General features: G+C 69.3%; 13 protein-coding genes, 1 pseudogene and 1 riboswitch. Of the genes and pseudogenes, 5 read left to right on the top strand and 9 right to left on the bottom strand.

The annotated features are described in order from the left end of the window. Positions 1–45: 45 nt before the first annotated feature. From BJF87_RS19675 to thiO, 5 genes are all read right to left on the bottom strand, one after another. Complete coding sequence (locus BJF87_RS19675; RefSeq protein ID WP_035753818.1) at positions 46–804, bottom strand: ABC transporter permease; 759 nt, start codon at positions 802–804, stop codon at positions 46–48. After that, positions 801–1,769 (bottom strand): ABC transporter ATP-binding protein, encoded by a 969-nt coding sequence (locus tag BJF87_RS19670; RefSeq protein ID WP_035753816.1) that lies wholly within the window; start codon positions 1,767–1,769, stop codon positions 801–803. The genes BJF87_RS19675 and BJF87_RS19670 overlap by 4 nt, the downstream gene beginning before the upstream one ends. A 131-nt stretch (positions 1,770–1,900) precedes the next feature. Next, a complete protein-coding gene (locus BJF87_RS19665; protein WP_035753813.1) occupies positions 1,901–2,722 on the bottom strand; it encodes a thiazole synthase in 822 nt (273 codons plus the stop codon). Further along, entirely contained in the window at positions 2,715–2,915 is a 201-nt protein-coding gene (thiS, locus tag BJF87_RS19660) for a sulfur carrier protein ThiS (protein WP_035753810.1), read from the bottom strand. Before thiS ends, BJF87_RS19665 begins: the two co-directional genes overlap by 8 nt. After that, positions 2,912–3,976, bottom strand: coding sequence for a glycine oxidase ThiO (gene thiO / locus BJF87_RS19655; protein WP_035753808.1), 1,065 nt, complete (start codon positions 3,974–3,976; stop codon positions 2,912–2,914). The genes thiS and thiO overlap by 4 nt, the downstream gene beginning before the upstream one ends. Continuing rightward, positions 3,970–4,079, bottom strand: a riboswitch (TPP riboswitch). It overlaps the preceding gene by 7 nt. Before the next feature lie 47 nt (positions 4,080–4,126). Here thiO and thiE point away from each other — a divergent pair. Both thiE and BJF87_RS19645 read left to right on the top strand, forming a co-directional pair. Continuing rightward, positions 4,127–4,798, top strand: coding sequence for a thiamine phosphate synthase (gene thiE, locus BJF87_RS19650; protein ID WP_042375129.1), 672 nt, complete (start codon positions 4,127–4,129; stop codon positions 4,796–4,798). Positions 4,799–5,148: 350 nt separating this feature from the next. Beyond that, positions 5,149–5,517: a hypothetical protein gene (locus tag BJF87_RS19645; protein WP_006357146.1), complete on the top strand. Its 369-nt coding sequence runs from the start codon at positions 5,149–5,151 to the stop codon at positions 5,515–5,517. Here the strand turns inward: BJF87_RS19645 and BJF87_RS19640 are convergent. Further along, positions 5,514–5,996, bottom strand: coding sequence for an NUDIX hydrolase (locus tag BJF87_RS19640; protein WP_006357145.1), 483 nt, complete (start codon positions 5,994–5,996; stop codon positions 5,514–5,516). The genes BJF87_RS19645 and BJF87_RS19640 overlap by 4 nt on opposite strands. Positions 5,997–6,271: 275 nt before the next feature. Between BJF87_RS19640 and BJF87_RS19635 the strand changes: the two genes are divergently transcribed. From BJF87_RS19635 to BJF87_RS19625, 3 genes are all read left to right on the top strand, one after another. Then, on the top strand, positions 6,272–7,717 hold the full coding sequence (locus tag BJF87_RS19635) for a hypothetical protein (RefSeq protein WP_006357144.1): 1,446 nt from the start codon (positions 6,272–6,274) through the stop codon (positions 7,715–7,717). Continuing rightward, a complete protein-coding gene (locus BJF87_RS19630; protein WP_006357143.1) occupies positions 7,714–8,730 on the top strand; it encodes a glutamate ABC transporter substrate-binding protein in 1,017 nt (338 codons plus the stop codon). The genes BJF87_RS19635 and BJF87_RS19630 overlap by 4 nt, the downstream gene beginning before the upstream one ends. Before the next feature lie 121 nt (positions 8,731–8,851). Continuing rightward, positions 8,852–11,377 (top strand): serine/threonine-protein kinase, encoded by a 2,526-nt coding sequence (locus BJF87_RS19625; RefSeq protein WP_262339056.1) that lies wholly within the window; start codon positions 8,852–8,854, stop codon positions 11,375–11,377. Here the strand turns inward: BJF87_RS19625 and BJF87_RS19620 are convergent. From BJF87_RS19620 to BJF87_RS19610, 3 genes and pseudogenes are all read right to left on the bottom strand, one after another. After that, positions 11,374–12,597: an acetate kinase gene (locus BJF87_RS19620; protein WP_035753806.1), complete on the bottom strand. Its 1,224-nt coding sequence runs from the start codon at positions 12,595–12,597 to the stop codon at positions 11,374–11,376. The two genes, BJF87_RS19625 and BJF87_RS19620, sit on opposite strands and share 4 nt — an antisense overlap. Beyond that, entirely contained in the window at positions 12,594–14,774 is a 2,181-nt protein-coding gene (gene pta, locus BJF87_RS19615) for a phosphate acetyltransferase (RefSeq protein WP_042375124.1), read from the bottom strand. The genes BJF87_RS19620 and pta overlap by 4 nt, the downstream gene beginning before the upstream one ends. Positions 14,775–14,790: 16 nt before the next feature. Next, positions 14,791–16,436: pseudogene (locus tag BJF87_RS19610) on the bottom strand (FAD-binding oxidoreductase). Positions 16,437–16,443 lie beyond the last annotated feature (7 nt).

The following is a 16,443-nucleotide window of genomic DNA, read 5'->3' as shown; positions in this document are numbered from 1 at the left end:
CTCGGCGGCGTTCCGGGTCACAGGACGTATGAGCAGATCCGCAAACTACGCATCCCGGGCACTGGTCACGACAATTGCGATCGTCAAGAGGATCGCGGTGACCACCGCGAAGTACGCCAAAGAGCCGTAGGCGTTCCAGTGGAAGGTGGGGTCGCCGCCGGACAAGAAGTTCCAGCCGTTGAGGAACGGCAGGAACGGCGTGATGTTCTCGCCGATACGCGGGAGCACCGACAGGATGCGTTCGAGCGCGAACATCCATCCCAGCACGATCGCCACCGCTCCGGCGGAATGCCGTACGAGAGCACCCACCGAGAGCCCGATCAGTGCGCACAGCATCGCGAAAACCGGCGTGCCCCAGAGCTGTCGTATCGTGTCCGGACCACCGAGCGCGATGCCGTTACCGGTGAGCGCCTGCCCCAGAACGACACCGAGGAGCCCCACGATCGCGGCCACCACGAAGGTGAGTCCACCGAACACGACGGTCTTCGCGAGGATCACGAGGGGCCGTCGGGGTACTGCGGCGAAGGTCGGCCGGATGGTGCCGAACCGGTATTCGGTGGTCACGCCCAGGACGGCCATGATCGCGAAGACCGCGGCCCCGAACTGGTTGACGCCGACCAGGTAGTCGATGGTCCGGGTGTCTACCGACGCCGAGTCGGCGTAACCGCCCGACAGCAGCCAACCGAGCAGGACCGCAACGCCGATGCCGAACAGGACCACCATCGCGAGGCACCAGTACGGGGCACGGGTGCTCGACAGCTTGATGCGTTCGGCGTCAACCGCCGCGAGCGCCTGGCCGATCATCGCCGGCTCCCTTCCGGGGTGCCCGGACCGGATTCGACGGACCGGAAGCCGTCGCCACCGTGATAGTCGACGGCGTGGGCGGTCATCGACATGAACACCTCCTCCAGCGAGGCCGATTCGGCGGCGAGCTCGTGCAGCGTCACGCCGGCCGCGGCGGCGATGTCCCCGACGCGGTCGGTCGTCGTGTCGGGTACCCGCATCACCGGCCGCCCGTGGGCGTCGGGTGCACCGGGCGCCGGCGCGAGGCCGGCCTTCGCCAGTGCGGTGTGCAGCTTCTCGAGTTCGGGTCCGCGCACCCGCACCGATTGCCGGGCCCGGCCGGTGAACTCACCGACCGAGCAGTCGGCGATGAGACGCCCACGACCGATGACGACGAGATGGTCTGCCGTCAGCGACATCTCGGTCAGCAGATGGCTGGAGACGAGTACGGTGCGGCCTTCGGCGGCCAACTGCCGCATGAAGCCCCGAATCCACACGATGCCCTCGGGATCGAGCCCGTTGACCGGTTCGTCGAACAACAGGGTGTGCGGGTCGCCGAGCAGCGCACCCGCGAGTCCGAGCCGCTGCGACATACCGAGCGAGAACCCACCGGCACGCTTCCGGGCCACCGACGCCAGGCCGACGATCTCGAGCACCTCGTCCACCCGGGACTTCGGAATCCGATTGCTCGCGGCGAGCCAACGCAGATGCGAACGCGCACTCCGATTGGGGTGGACCCAGTGTGCGTCGAGCAGCGCACCGACCTGGCGCAGCGGATGGTCGAGATCGCGGTACGGCACGTCGTCGATGGTCGCGGTCCCCGACGTCGGACGGTCGAGTCCGAGCATCATGCGCATCGTCGTCGACTTACCAGCACCGTTGGGCCCCAGGAAGCCGGTGACCCGCCCCGGCCCCACCTCGAAGGTGAGGTTGTCGACGGCGCGCTGACTCCCGAAGTCCTTCGTCAGATTCGTTACCCGCAACACGAGTCGACCATAGCCGCCGACCGGGGGTGCGCCGGGTGGTTGCGACACACCGGGCCCTCGAGGCTCGTCGCTTGCGCTCCCCGCACCTCAGGCAGCAAAGGGCGGGTCGGGCAGCAGGCAGTTGCGTGGGATCAGCCCTTCTCCGGCGTCGGCGACGATGCCCGCGCCCAGAACCGTTTCGGGATGCGACCCGCCCGTGCGGCGAGTCGTCCGGCGATCACCGCATGCCGCATCGCGGTCGCCATTCGCTCCGGATTCTCCGCACGGGTGACGGCGGTCGCGAGAAGCACTCCGTCGCAACCGAGTTCCATCGCACAAGCGGCGTCGCTGGCGGTGCCGATACCGGCGTCGAGGATCACCGGGAGGGGATCGTCGAAGGCCGTGGAACAGTGGTCGATGATCATCTCGATGTTGTGCGGGTTGAGGATTCCGAGTCCGGTCCCGATCGGTGAGCCGAGTGGCATGACCGCGGCGACGCCGAGGTCGGCGAGTCGCGCAGCGAGGACCGGGTCGTCGTTGGTGTAGGCGAGCACGACGAATCCGTCCGCCACCAATGCGGCTGCGGCGTCGACGAGTTCGACGGCATCCGGCATCAGGGTGCGTTCGTCGGCCACCACCTCGAGCTTCACCCAGTTCGTCTCGAACGCCTCGCGGGCCAACTGCGCGGTGAGCACCGCCTCGGCGGTGGTGTGGCATCCGGCGGTGTTGGGCAGGACCGCGATGTCCAGGCGGCGCAGCAGGTCGAACACCCCCGTCCCCGACGCGGCGTCGACGCGACGCACGGCGACGGTCGTGAGTTCGGTACCCGACGCGACGAGTGCACGCTCGAGGGACGCGAGATTCGTCGCGCCACCGGTTCCGGTGATGAGGCGGGAGGAGAACTCGCGGCCGGCGATCCGAAGCGGGTCCGCCTCGGAAACGTCTGCGCCGTCGATGATGCCGGACTCAGCCACCTTGCACCGCCGTCACGATCTCCACTACGGCTCCCGAGGTCATCGTGTGTTCCGACCATCGTCCTCGCGGTACGACTGCGCCGTCGACGGCCACCGCGATCCCGCGGTAAGGCAGTCCGAGGCGGGTGACGACATCCTTCACCGACTCGTCGTCGCCCACGTCGAGGTTCTCTCCGTTCACGGTGATGGTCACGCGGATGCTCCTTCCAGAATCCCGAGCACCCTGTCCGCCGTGCCCGGTGCGAGAACGATGCCGTTGCGGCCGTGGCCGGTCGCGACCACTGTACGGTCGTCGATCCGCTCCACGATCGGCAGTCCGTCGGCGGTGCACGGCCGTAGTCCGGCGCCCGCCTCGGTCAGTTCGTAGGTGCGCAGTCCCGGCATGACCTCGATCGCGTCGGCGAGCAGATCGGCGACGCCACCTGCCTGCGGAGTGCGGTCGCCGAAGTCACCGGCCTCGTATTGCGTTGCGCCGACCACGATCCCGTCCTCGCGCGGGACCAGGTAGACCGCCCGGCCGTGGAGCCGGGCCCGGACCACGTGCCCGGGCGGCGGAACCGACCACCGTGTCCGACGCAAGCGGAGGATCTCCCCCTTGGCCGCGTGGAGGGGCACCTCGGGAAGCAGTGCCGCCGTGGCGAGTCCGGCGGCGAGGAGGATCTGATCTCGCGGGCCGGCCTGTTCGCGGACGTCGGCGATGCTCTCCACCCGTGCATCCATGAACCGCACCCCGACCGCGGCCCCGGCGCTGCGCAGGGTCGCCAGCAGCCGTCGGTTGTCGATCGACCACTCCCCGACCGCCCGGTAGCCGCCGACGAGCCGCGAACTCAACGACGGCTCCAGGGAACGGATCTCACGACCCGTCACCGTGCTGAGCGTGGCGTCGGTGCGCGGCTGATTGGCCCAGACGAAATCGGCGAGATGGCGCAGGTACTCGGCGTCGGCTGCCGAACCGGCGACGAACAGGGAGTCGGTGGCCGTCACGATCGCGGGGTCGTCGAGCCGCTTCACCAGCGTCGGCCAGCGCCGCACCGATTCGACCGACAGCGCGAGCGCGGCCTCCTCCCCCGGATGTCCCTCGCCCAGCGAGCCGAGCATCCCGCCCGCAACCCATGAGGCCCGCTCGTCGTGACCGGCGTCGACGACGAACACCTGCCAGCCGGCGTCGGCGGCGGCGAGCGCACAGGTCAGACCGATCACGCCACCGCCGACGACGGTGAGCGCACGGTCGAGTCGTGCTGGGGTGTTGCTCAAGCCAGATCACCTTCCTTCGCCGGAATGACCCGGATCAGGTTCGACGGTCTGCGGAGGGGTCCGCACTCTCAGCCCGCCTGCCCGGGCTCCCGTGTGTTCTCGCGGTCCACCCTACGCCCGGCCGGTCGACGCAGGGCTAGCCTGGTCGCCGTGACGACTGCTTCCGAATCGCGCCGCCGCCTTGATTCCGCCCGGCTCTATCTGTGCACCGACGCGCGACGCGAGCGCGGCGACCTGCTCGACTTCGTCGGCTCCGCCCTCGCCGGCGGCGTCGACATCGTGCAGCTACGCGACAAGGGGTCGGCGGGCGAGAAGAAGTTCGGCACGCTCGAGGCCCGTGAGGAGCTCGAGATCCTCGCCGCGCTGCGGGGCGTCGTCGACGCCCATGGCGCGTTGCTGGCGGTCAACGACCGCGCGGACATCGCCGCTCTCTCGGGCGCCGACGTCCTCCACGTCGGACAGGGCGACCTGCCGCCGGAGGTGGCGCGCCGGATCGTCGGCCCCGACACGATCATCGGGGCGTCCACCCACGACCGCGAGCAGGCCGCGGCCGCAACCGCCGACCCCGACGTCGACTACTTCTGCGTCGGCCCGTGCTGGACCACGCCCACCAAGCCTGGTCGCAGTGCTGCCGGCCTCGACCTGGTGACGACGACCGCCGGCGCCGCGCCCGGCAAGCCGTGGTTCGCCATCGGCGGCATCGACGCCCCGCGGGTGCCGGAGGTGACCGCCGCAGGTGCCCGCCGGATCGTCGTGGTGCGGGCGATCACCGCCGCCACCGATCCCGCTGCCGCGGCCGCCGACCTCCTCGGCCGGTGGTAGCCCAGGGGTGGTCCTCAGGGTCGGTTGTCAGAGTGGACTGCCGAGGCGGAATCCGTTTGCCTGATCCGGACACCGCGGTCTAGCCTGGACCGATCATGATGTGCATCAAGAGCGCGCTCGTAACCCGCCGCAGCGGGGTCTGATTCTGACCGACCCCCCGCTGCGGGTCGGTTGCACGCTCTTGTCGGTCATCCGTTCTTCGACCGAAATCGGCTTTCGAGATGCACCTTCTTCATCTGCCTCACCCATCCTTCTCACGACACGGGCACACGACCGCGCCGTCGGGAGATCCCATCACCGAACACTTCGGCCGTCCGCTGCCCGCGGGTATGCGCGAGGAGGCCATCGGGATGAGCTGGCAACACTTCACCGACGAGTACGCGGGCAACGGAGCCATCCGGCTCGGATCGTGGTCGGTCGCACCGGCGCGGCAGGACCTCGTCGAATGCCGCGCGACCATCGCGATCGCCGATCGCCTCATGTCGTGCAGCGCTGTCGCCGCCGGACCGCTCGGCGCGATGACGTCGATCCTGTACGACCTCGGCGCACCCGTTCAGATCCTGCGGCTGCACCAGCGCGAGGTCGACGGGGCGATCGCCACGTTCCTGCTGTGTGAGAACAACGGTCGGCAGGCGTGGGCCTTCGGCGAGGGCAGGACCGGGGACGAGGCGAACATCGCCGCGCTGATCTCCGGCGCCAACCGGCTGCTCAGCCCCTAACCCTGCGGGTCGAGTGCGGCGATCCGCTCGCGCAGGGTGGGCCAGGCCCGGCCGAACGCCGGATGCAGCGGGAGCTGATCGACGTGCTGTTCTTCGACCCAGCGCAGTTCCGTCGACTCGAAGTTGGCGACCGTGCGGACCGGCGCATCGGTCTCGGCGATGACCGTCGTGTAGGTCCAGCCGCCCGGTGACTCGTGGGTGACGACGGCGGCGACGACACGAAGGTCGGCGCTGTCGATGCCGGCTTCCTCCTCGGCTTCCCGCATCGCGGTGTCGATGGCGCCCTCGTGGGAGTCGCGCGCACCGCCGGGCAGGGCCCAGGTGCCGCCCTGGTGCGACCACGCGGCGCGATGCTGGAGCAGAACGCCGGTCGCGCCGTCGGTCAGCGGCGCCCGGAGCAGCAGACCCGCCGCGCCGTGAACACCCCAATACCGTGAACCGTCGGGATCGATCAGCCAGCCGTCGCCGTCTCCGCGCACCACGCCTCCTTGCCGCCCGACGAGCCGATCGCCGGATTTCCTCCACCGTAAGTGAGACACGCGCGACCTGCCAGGGCGATCACGAACCCGTCGGCGTGGCGACGGCGATGCCCGGAGGAACCCTCCCCGATGGCATAGGCTGAAACACGCACGACCCGGTGAGCGATGACCCCGATGAGTCATTTCTTCTTATAGGTCGCGGGAGCCGGAACGGGGACCGGCGACCGAGCGGCCACACCGGAGACGATCCAGCGTTCGAGAAGGGGATCAGCTAGGTGACCGGCGATGCGTCCTCCGTGCGGACGGCACTCACCCGTGGCGGTCGCATGATCCGTCCCGCCCAGTCGTCGCCGCCGATCCGCCAGGTCCTCGCCGATCGTCGAGAGCTCGTCGCCACGGCCCGCGAGCGTGCGCAGTCACCGTTCCAAACGCTGCGGCATTACTCGGTCACCACGCCGGGCAAGCTGATCATCATCTGCGTCATCCTCTTCCTCGGCTGCGTGACCACCGGCCTGTACGCCTCGACCGTGCTCGAAGACCGCACCCAGACCCTGCAGCGCCTGATCGATCGCACCGAACCGCTCGCCGAGGCCGCGCAGGTTCTCTACAGCTCCCTGTCGATCGCCGACGCGTCCGCGAACGCCGCGTTCATCTCGGGCGGCCTGGAGACGCCGGAGCTGCGGCAACGCTACTCCGACGCGCTGGCGACGGCAGCGTCGTCGTTGATTCTCGCGACCGGAACCTCGAGCGAACCGGGACCGGGGATGACGGAGGACGCCACCGAGCGGGCCCTGTCGTCGGACCTCGACACCCTGTCGACGTCGATCCCGGTCTACAGCGGGCTCATCGAGACGGCCCGTACCAACAACCGGTTGGGCAATCCAGTCGGGTCGGCGTACCTGGGCCAGGCGTCGTCGTTGATGCAGGACAAGATCCTGCCGGCCGCCCAGCGCCTCTACGAGCGACGTTCGATGGCGATCGCCGATCCGCAGCATTCGCTGACCCGCCCGCCGTGGACGGTCTACATCCCCCTGCTGCTGCTGCTCACGGCCATGGTGCTGACGTCCCGCTACCTGGCACGCAGGACCCGCCGCCGATTCAACATCGGACTGGTCGCCGCGATCGGCGCGCTCTTCCTGGGGACGGTGTGGCTGCTCGCGTCCGGCCTGATGTCGGTCGCCGCGACCAGCAACGCCCGGACCGACGGCGCCGACCCGCTCCGCGAACTCACCGCCGCGCGCATCCTGACCCAGCAGGCGCGATCGGCCGAGACCCTGTCCCTCATCCGCCGCGGCGATCAGGGTGGGCTGGAACGCACCTTCGCCGCGACGACCGCCAAGATCGGCGGCATCGTCGACGACGTCCGCACATCCAAGGAGACCGGATCGGTGTCGGCGGAGCAGCTCGACACGGTGAGCTCGGCGCTGGCGGAGTGGAGACGCACCGATGCCGGCGTCCGGCGGTACATCCAGACCGGCAACTTCGACCGCGCCCGGCAACTCACCGTCGGGGACGGGCTGAACAGCTCGGCCCGCGCGTATACAGCCGTGGACAGTGCACTCGTCGACGCGATCACCACCGCGCGAACGTCGTTCCGCGACGACATCAACACCGCTCAGCGCGTACTCGGCTTCACCGGGACCGGGATACTCCTGCTCGCGGTCCTCGCCGCCGTCGCGATCGTCGGCGGACTCGTCCCCCGAATACGGGAGTACCGATGACCCGCCCCCGATTCCATCTGTCCGGCCCCGCCCGCTCGCGGCGACCGCTGGTCGTTGCGGTCCTCCTGCTCGTGGCTCTGGTCGCCACGGGCTGTGTCCGGTTTCCCGCCCCGGACGCACCGCCTCCGACCGCGACCGCCGGACCGCTGGTGTTGCCCGGCGTCCAGACCGACGTGCCGGTCGAGCCGCCGCCGAGTTCGGAGGCGTGCAACGCGACCCTCACCCTGCGCCCACCCGCCCAGATGCCGGCGCCCGGACGCATGCCGCCGAACTCGACGATGGCCGGCATCTTCGAACGCGGGCGGCTCATCGTCGGACTCGACATCGGGTCCAACCTGTTCAGCTTCCGGGACCCCATCTCCGGCGACATCGAGGGCTTCGACGTCGACATCGCCCGCGAGATCGCGGGTGCGATCTTCGGCGACCCGAACCGCGTCGAATTCCAGGTGCTCAGCTCCGCGCAACGCATCGACGCGTTGCGGGACAAGACCGTCGACGTCGTCATCAAGACGATGAGCATCACCTGCGACCGCCTCCGCGACATCTCGTTCTCGGCCCCGTATTACGTGGCGTCGCAACGTATCCTGTCGTTCCGTAACTCGAACATCGTCGGACCGTCCCAGCTCGCCGACAAGCGGGTCTGCGCCGCACGCGGCACCACCTCGATCGGCCGGATGCAGTCCATCCAGCCGCGGGTGCGGATCGTCAGCACCACCACCTGGGCCGACTGCCTCGTGCTCATGCAGCAGGGTCAGGTCGACGCGGTCACCAGCGACGACGCCATCCTCGCCGGGCTCGCCGCGCAGGACCCGTGGGTCCGGGTCGTCGGCCCCAGCCTCGGTGAGGAGTTCTACGGCGTGGGCATCCCGAAGGGCGAGGACGACATGGTCCGCTTCGTCAACGGGGTCCTCGAACGCGCCCGCGCGACCGGGCGCTGGCAACAGATCCGCGATCGCTGGCTCACCATCCTCGACAGTGGATTCGGCGCTCCGCAGCCGTACTACCGGGACTGATGCCCATGGACTACGCCGGCGAACCATCCCAGGCAGACCCTCACGGACCCGAGGTCCGGACGCACCCACCCCCGACACCCCGGAGGAGGTCGGTACCCAGCGCGTCTCGCTCGCCGACCTGATGGGTGACGACGCGACGGACACCGACCGGCACACCCCCGACGACCACACGACCGACGACCACACGACCGACGTCCGTTCCCCCGACGAGGGCACCACCGACCAGGTCGTCGAAGTCGGCACGCAGAAGGTCGATCTCGACGCACTCATGGCCGAGGGCGACAACACCGCCGACGACACCACCAGACCCCGCGCGGTGACCGACCCCGATGTCGGGACACAGGCGGCCGCACCCGCATTCACCGTCGGCATCGCGCCGCAGGATCGCTTCGACGGCCGGACCGACCGGGTCGTCCGTACCCGGGCGACACCGGAACCGGATTCGGGTCCGCTCGGGCGGCGACTCGTCCCACGGCGTCGCCCGCCGGTCCACGAGCGCCGTCTGGGCAGCGGCCTGGTCGAGATGCCGAAGATCACCGACATCGAACCCGAGGACGCGGTCATCGACGATCCGGTGATCGCCGAGGGCAAGCGATTCTGTTGGCGCTGCGGCAAACCCGTCGGGCGACTCGAGGGCGAAGGCGAGGGCCCACCCACCGGCGACTGCGCCAACTGCGGTGCGCGGTACTCGTTCGTGCCGGGACTCGCCCAGGGGACACTGGTCGCGGACCAGTACGAGATCGCCGGCGCCATCGCCCACGGCGGCCTCGGATGGATCTACCTGGCCATCGACCGCAACGTCAGCGACCGGCCCGTCGTTCTGAAAGGACTTCTGAATTCCTCTGATTCGGAGGCCCAACGCGTCGCCGTGGCCGAGCGGCAGTTCCTGGCGTCGGTGAACCATCCGGGCATCGTCAAGATCTACAACTTCGTCGAACACATCAGCGACGACGGTGAGCGTTTCGGTTACATCGTCATGGAGTACATCGGCGGTCAGACGCTCAAACAGATCACCTCGGGTGATCCGGAGAAGTCGCTGCTGTCAGTCGAACAGGGCCTCGCCTACATCCTCGAGGTGTTGCTGGCCGTCGGCTATCTCCACTCGGTGGGCCTGGTCTACAACGACGTCAAACCCGAGAACATCATGGTCGGCAGCGACGAGGTCAAGCTGATCGACCTCGGGGCGGTCTCACCGATCAACGGCTACGGCCATCTCTACGGCACACCGGGTTTCCAGGCCCCCGAGATCGTCAAGACCGGGCCCCAGGTGGCCACCGACATCTACAGCGTCGGACGCACCCTCGCGGTGCTGACCGTGCCGATGGAGATGCGCAACGGCCGCTACGTCGACGGTCTGCCGGCCCCCGACGAGACTGCCGTCTTCCGCGACAATCCGTCGTTCTACCTTCTGCTGCAACGTGCCACCGCCCCCGATCCGGCCGACCGGTTCGCCTCCGCGGAGGAGATGAGCACCCAGGTGCTCAACGTGCTGCGCGAGACGGTCGCCGTACACACCGGCGTCCCCCGGCCCTCGCTGTCCACGGTCTTCACCCCGCAGCGGTCGACGTTCGGCACCGACCTGATGCTCGCCCCGGTCGACGGCTTCTTCGACCCCGACCAGGCCGCGTTCTACGATCCGGTCGACATCGCCACCGCACTCCCCCTGCCCCTGGTGAATCCGCTGGATCCGGCCGCGAGCCTGTTGACGTCGGCGGCCCTGTCGGACCCGCGGCAGACTCTCGACTCGATCAACACCGCACGCGCCGAAGGGTTCGCGTCGCTGTTCGGCGGCCGGCCGGTGAAGAACGCCCATCCGTCGCTGGAGATCGACCTGGCCGAGGCGCGCGCCCACCTGCAGCTCGACGACGTCGACACCGCTCTGGCGCTGCTCCGCGATGTCCGTGAGCACCACGGTGATTCGTGGCGGGTGGAGTGGTACATGGGCATCTGCGCGCTGATGAACGACGAGCCCGAGTTGGCCTACGAACGCTTCGACGAGGTGCTGGGCGCGATGCCCGGCGAGGTGGCGCCGAAACTCGCGGTCGCCGGGACCGCCGAACTGATCGGACGCTGGCTCGCCGACGAGAACGGGTCGTCGAAGTCGGCCGACAAGGTCTCCCGGCTCTACGATGTCGCGCAACACCACTATCACGACCTGTGGCTCACCGATCACAGCATCGTGACCGCCGCCTTCGGGCTGGCCCGCCTCGCCGTGGCGGCCGGCGACTACGACGGCGCGATCCGCCCCCTCGACGAAGTGCCCGCCACCAGTAGGCATTTCAACACCGCCCGGGCGACGGCGATCATCGCCCTGGTACACGGCCGGCCCACCTCGCAGGTCACCCGCAACCAGATCGTCGAGGCCGCACGACGACTCGAACAGATCCCCGACACCGAACCCCGCAAGTCGCGGATGCTGCTGATCGTGCTCGGCACCGCGCTCGGCTGGATCCACGACAACCCCGAGGAGGAGGATTCGGACAAGGAACCCTCCACCCTGCTCGGCTTCCCCTTCACCGAGTACGGAATCCGCACCGGCACCGAGAGATCCCTGCGCCAGCTCGCACGTCAGACCCGCAACAACCGCGAGCATCGGTTCATGCTGGTCGATCTCGCGAACTATGTGCGGCCGAACACGCTGTTCTAGGGCTGCCCGCCGGCCGAGTCCGCGACAAGCGCCGCCGACTGCCGCGCGATGGCGAGCTCCTCGTTCGTCGGGACCACCAGGACCTCGACCGCACTGTCGTCGGCGGAGATCCGACGCGCCGACCGGCCCGCGGCGGCGTTGCGGTCCGGGTCGAGGACGATCCCGAAACGCTGCAGCCCCTCGAGCGCATCCGCCCGGACGCGGGCCGAGTTCTCGCCGACGCCGGCGGTGAAGGTGATCGCGTCGAGCTTGGCGAGCCCGAAGGTGTACGCGCCGAGGTAGTGCCGCAGCCGGTGGATATAGACGTCGTAGGCGCGCCGAGCGTCCTCGTCACCGGCGTCGACCAGTGCGGCGATGGAACGGAAGTCGTTCTCGCCGCACAGGCCTCGGAGTCCCGACCGCTGGTTGAGCAGGGTGTCGATCTCGTCGACGGACAGATGGGCCACGCGGTTGAGATGCAGCACCAGGCCGGGATCGATGTCGCCGCTGCGGGTTCCCATGACCAGCCCCTCCAGCGGGGTCATGCCCATACTGGTGTCGACGGGTTGTCCGCCCGAGATGGCCGACGCCGACGCGCCGTTGCCGAGGTGCAGCACGATCTGGTCCAGGCCGGCGGGGTCCTTCCCGAGAAACTCGGCGACGCGGCCCGACACGTACTCGTGGCTGGTGCCGTGGAATCCGTACCGCCGGATGGCATGTTCGGCCGCCACCGCGCGGTCGATCGCGTAGGTCGCGGCCGCCGGGGGCAGGCCGTGGAAGAAGGCCGTGTCGAACACGGCGACCGACGGCACGTCGGGGAGCAGGGTCCGGGCCGCCTCGATGCCCACCAGGTTGGCCGGATTGTGCAGCGGCGCAAGGGTGGAGATCCGCTTGATCTCCGAGATGACCCAGTCGTCGACGAGGGTCGGCTCGTAGAACGACCGGCCTCCGTGCACCACGCGGTGCCCGACCGCGGCGAGCCCGGCGTGCACCAGATCGGTGCCGTTGTCGGCGAAGAACTGTTCGGCCCGCCGAACCGCCGTCAGGTGATCGGGCAGCGGCACCGACTCGGTGACCGTCTCCCCGTTCTGTTCGTGCGTCATCGACGATCCGGCGTCACCGATGCGTTCGGCGATTCCGTCCGCGATGACCACCCCGGTGTCGGGTTGTACCAGTTGATATTTCAGCGACGAGGAGCCGGCGTTGAAGACCAGGACCGCCCCGGCGGTGTCGGCGCTCAACGCGCGTCTCCGGCGACCGTGTCGGCGTCGACCTGCTGCGCCTGGATCGCGGTGATGGCAACCGTGTTCACGATGTCGGACACCAGCGCGCCACGGCTCAGGTCGTTGATCGGCTTGTTCAGGCCCTGCAGGACCGGACCGATCGCGACGGCACCGGCGCTGCGCTGCACCGCCTTGTAGGTGTTGTTGCCGGTGTTGAGATCCGGGAAGATCAGCACGGTCGCCCGACCGGCGACCGGGGAGTCGGGCATCTTGGTCGCCGCGACCGACGGTTCGACCGCCGCGTCGTATTGGATCGGCCCCTCGACGAGCAGCTCGGGAGCGCGCTTCCGAACGAGTTCTGTTGCGGTCTTGACCTTTTCGACGTCGACACCCGAGCCGGACGTCCCGGTGGAGTACGAAAGCAGCGCCACGCGCGGGTCGATGCCGAAGGCCGCCGACGTCTCCGCCGACGAGATGGCGATGTCGGCGAGCTGTTCGTCCGTGGGATCGGGGACGATCGCGCAGTCACCGTAGGCGAGCACGGTGTCCGCCAGGCACATGAAGAACACGCTCGACACCGTGGAGACGCCCGGCTTGGTCTTGATGATCTCGAAGGCCGGTCGGATGGTGTGGGCGGTCGTGTGAGCCGCTCCCGACACCATCCCGTCGGCGCGCCCGGTGTGCACCATCATGGTGCCGAAGTAGGAGACGTCGAGCATCTTCTCCTGTGCGCGTTCCAGATCCATGCCCTTGTGCTTGCGAAGGTCGGTGTAGATCCGGGCGAACTCGTCCAGGTACTCCGAGGTGGCCGGGTTGATGACGATGGCCTCCGAGAGGTCGAGGCCGAGTTCGATCGCCCTCGCCTGCACGGCTTCCGGGTCGCCGAGCAGTGTCAGGTCGGCGACGCCGCGACGGAGGAGCCTGCTCGCCGCCCGCAGGATGCGATCGTCGCCGCCCTCGGGCAGCACGATGTGCTTGCGCTGTGCCCGCGCCCGGGAGATCAGCCGGTACTCGAACATCTGCGGGGTGACGACCGACGGGACGTCGACGTTGAGGTTGCGCATGACGACGTCGGGATCGACGTAGGTCTCCATCAGCGACAGCGCCGCCTCGATCTTGCGGGCCGATCCGGCGTTGAGCCGGCCCCGGGTGTGGGCCGCGGTCCGCGCGGTGTCGTAGGTGCCGTGCGGGCAACTGATGATCGGCAGCGTCGGCTTGAGCCCGCTCACCAGCGCCTCGATCATCGGGTGCGGTTTGAGTCCACCGTTGAGGATGATGCCCGACAGTCTCGGGAATCCGTGCGCCGTATTGGCATTCACGAGGGCCAGGAGGACGTCGGAGCGGTCGGCAGGGGTGATCACGACCGTGCCGTCGGTGAGGCGTTCCAGGATGTGTTCGACGGTCATGCCGCCCACCATCACCCGCAAGGCCTCGTGGTCGAGGAGTTCCTCGTCACCGCTGTACATGGTGGCGCCGAGCGCCTCTTTGAGTTCGGCCATGGTGGGCGCGAACAGGATCGGCTCCTCGGGCAGACACAGACTCGGTACCCCGGTGCGGCGCAGCGTCGTCCGGATCTCGTCGAGTCGGTCCGGGTCGCAGCGGTTCGCGACAATCGCAATCGGCGTGGCATGGGCCGCGCCGACCTCGGACACCAACCCCGCGGCGAGATCGGCGATCTCGGCGGGAGACCGGTCGTCGGCCTTCAGCGCGATCACCATCGGGGCCGACAGGTTGGCAGCGATGCGGGCATTGAAGCTCAGCTCCGACGGGGTTCCGACGTCGGTGTAGTCCGACCCGACGATCACGACGCGGTCGCAGTGCGTTGCCAGCGCATGGAATCGGGCGACGATCTCGCCGATCGCGGCGTCGGGATCCTCGTGAACCTCCTCGTAGGTCACGCCCAGGCAGTCCTCGTAGGGCACGTCCACCGAGTCGTAGTCGATCAGGAGGTCGAGCAACGGGTCCCGCTTGTCGCCGTTGGCACGGATGATCGGGCGGAAGACGCCGACCCGGCCGCCGGTCGCCGCGAGCAGTGCCAGCAGGCCCAGCGCCACGACGGATTTCCCGGTCTCCCCCTCCGCCGACGCGAGATAGATGCTGGTCGTCGACTCGCCCGCAGCACCTCCATCCCTTGCGGTTCGATCTCCAGCGGCGGGGTCGGTAACGGCAGCGTCGGTGGCCATGCGCCCCAGCATAGTGGCGCCCCGGGGTTCAGATCAGGATGCCGGGATTGCAGACGCCGTCGGGATCGACGGTCGCCTTCACCGCCCGCAGAGCCTCGAGCGCCAGCGGACCGATCTCGTCGTGGTAGGCGTCGCGGTGGTCGCGGCCGATGGCGTGATGGTGGGTGATGCTCGCGCCGGTGGCCCGGATCGCGGCGTTCGCCGCGGTTTTCGCCGCCGCCCACTCCGCGATCGGGTCGGCGCCGAACGGCGCGACCACGGTGAAGTACAGCGAGGCACCGGAGGAGTAGACGTGGCTGATGTGACACATGACCAACGGCGGTGTGCCCGATGCGGTGACATTCGGCCCGCTCGCTCCGCTTCCGGCGCCGGTGAGCGTGTCAGTGATCGCGGCGGTGACCGAGGCCCGCAGCTCGTGCAGCTTCGACCAATAGGTGGCGGTCTCCAGGGTCTCGACGAGCACACCGGCGTCGAGCAGCGGATCGCGTAGGTAGGGTCCGGCGAAACGTCCTGTGCGCCAAGACTCTCCGGGGCCGGCCCCGAGTGCCGTGCCACCGGCGCCGACGAGCACCTCCGACGCGGCGTCGCGGCGTCGGAGCACCTCGCGCTCTTCGCCCTCGTATCCGGTGACGACGAGACATCCCGTCGACTCACCGCCGAGCTGTGCGGGATCGGCGAGATTGATCGCGGTCTCGACCTCGTCGGACAGGCGGATGACGGTGGGCAGCGGGCCGTCCTGGGCGAGGCGACGCAACGCGGCGGCGCCGTCGGCGAAGGAGGCGAACCGCCAGCCGTCGAAGATCCGGGTCGTCGGGGCGGGACGGACGCGCAGCCGGACGCTGGTGATGACACCGAAGGCGCCCTCGGAGCCGAGAATCAGCTGGCGGAGGTCGGGTCCGGCCGCCGACCGGGGTGCAGTCCCGAGTTCGACGGTGCCACGCGGGGTGGCGAGCACGAGTCCCTCGACCATCTCGTCGAAGCGTCCGTAGCCGGCCGACGACTGCCCCGCCGACCGGGTCGCCGCGTAGCCGCCGATCCCGGCGCCTCGTAGGACTGCGGGAAGTGACCAAGTGTCCATCCCCGCTCACGCAGAAGTGCCTCGGCGGCGCTCCCGCGAAGCCCGGCCTCGAGGGTGGCGACACGAGAGATCTCGTCGATCTCGACGAGACGGTCCAGGCGGCGGAGGTCGAGGCTGACGACACCGGCGAACCCGGCACGGTCGGGGGCGAGCCCGCCCACGACCGAGGTCCCGCCGGTGAACGGCACGACCGCGACCTTCGCCGCGGCGCAGATCTGCAGGGTCCCCACGACCTCGTCGTGACCGGCGGGATAGACCACCAGGTCCGGAGCGTCGGAGGCGTCGCCGATGCGCAGCCGCAGCAGATCGGGCGTCGAGTAGCCCCGGGTGTGCTGCACGCGTGCGTCGTCGGAGCCGACGACGTGCTCGGAGCCGACGAGGGCTTCGAGATCGGCACGCACGGCCGACGGCACGGTTTGCGCGGGCGGGGTGACCGCCTCGGGAGCGACACCGCGATCCTCGGTGGCGTCGCCGGCCAGCGCGGCCGCGGCGGCGGGCAGTTCGGTGACGCGCGCCGGGTCGCCCCAACGCGGCCGGCGCATGTCGACGACCGGGATCGCGGTCTCGTCCGCGGTGGACCCCTGTTTCCCGGTCATCCTGCGA

Origin of the sequence: Gordonia sp. CNJ-863, assembly GCF_001942325.1 — a bacterium.
Taxonomy (GTDB): Bacteria; Actinomycetota; Actinomycetes; order Mycobacteriales; family Mycobacteriaceae; genus Gordonia; species Gordonia alkanivorans.
Note: the sequence above shows the minus strand (reverse complement) of the source record. Positions and strands in the feature narration are given on the sequence as shown.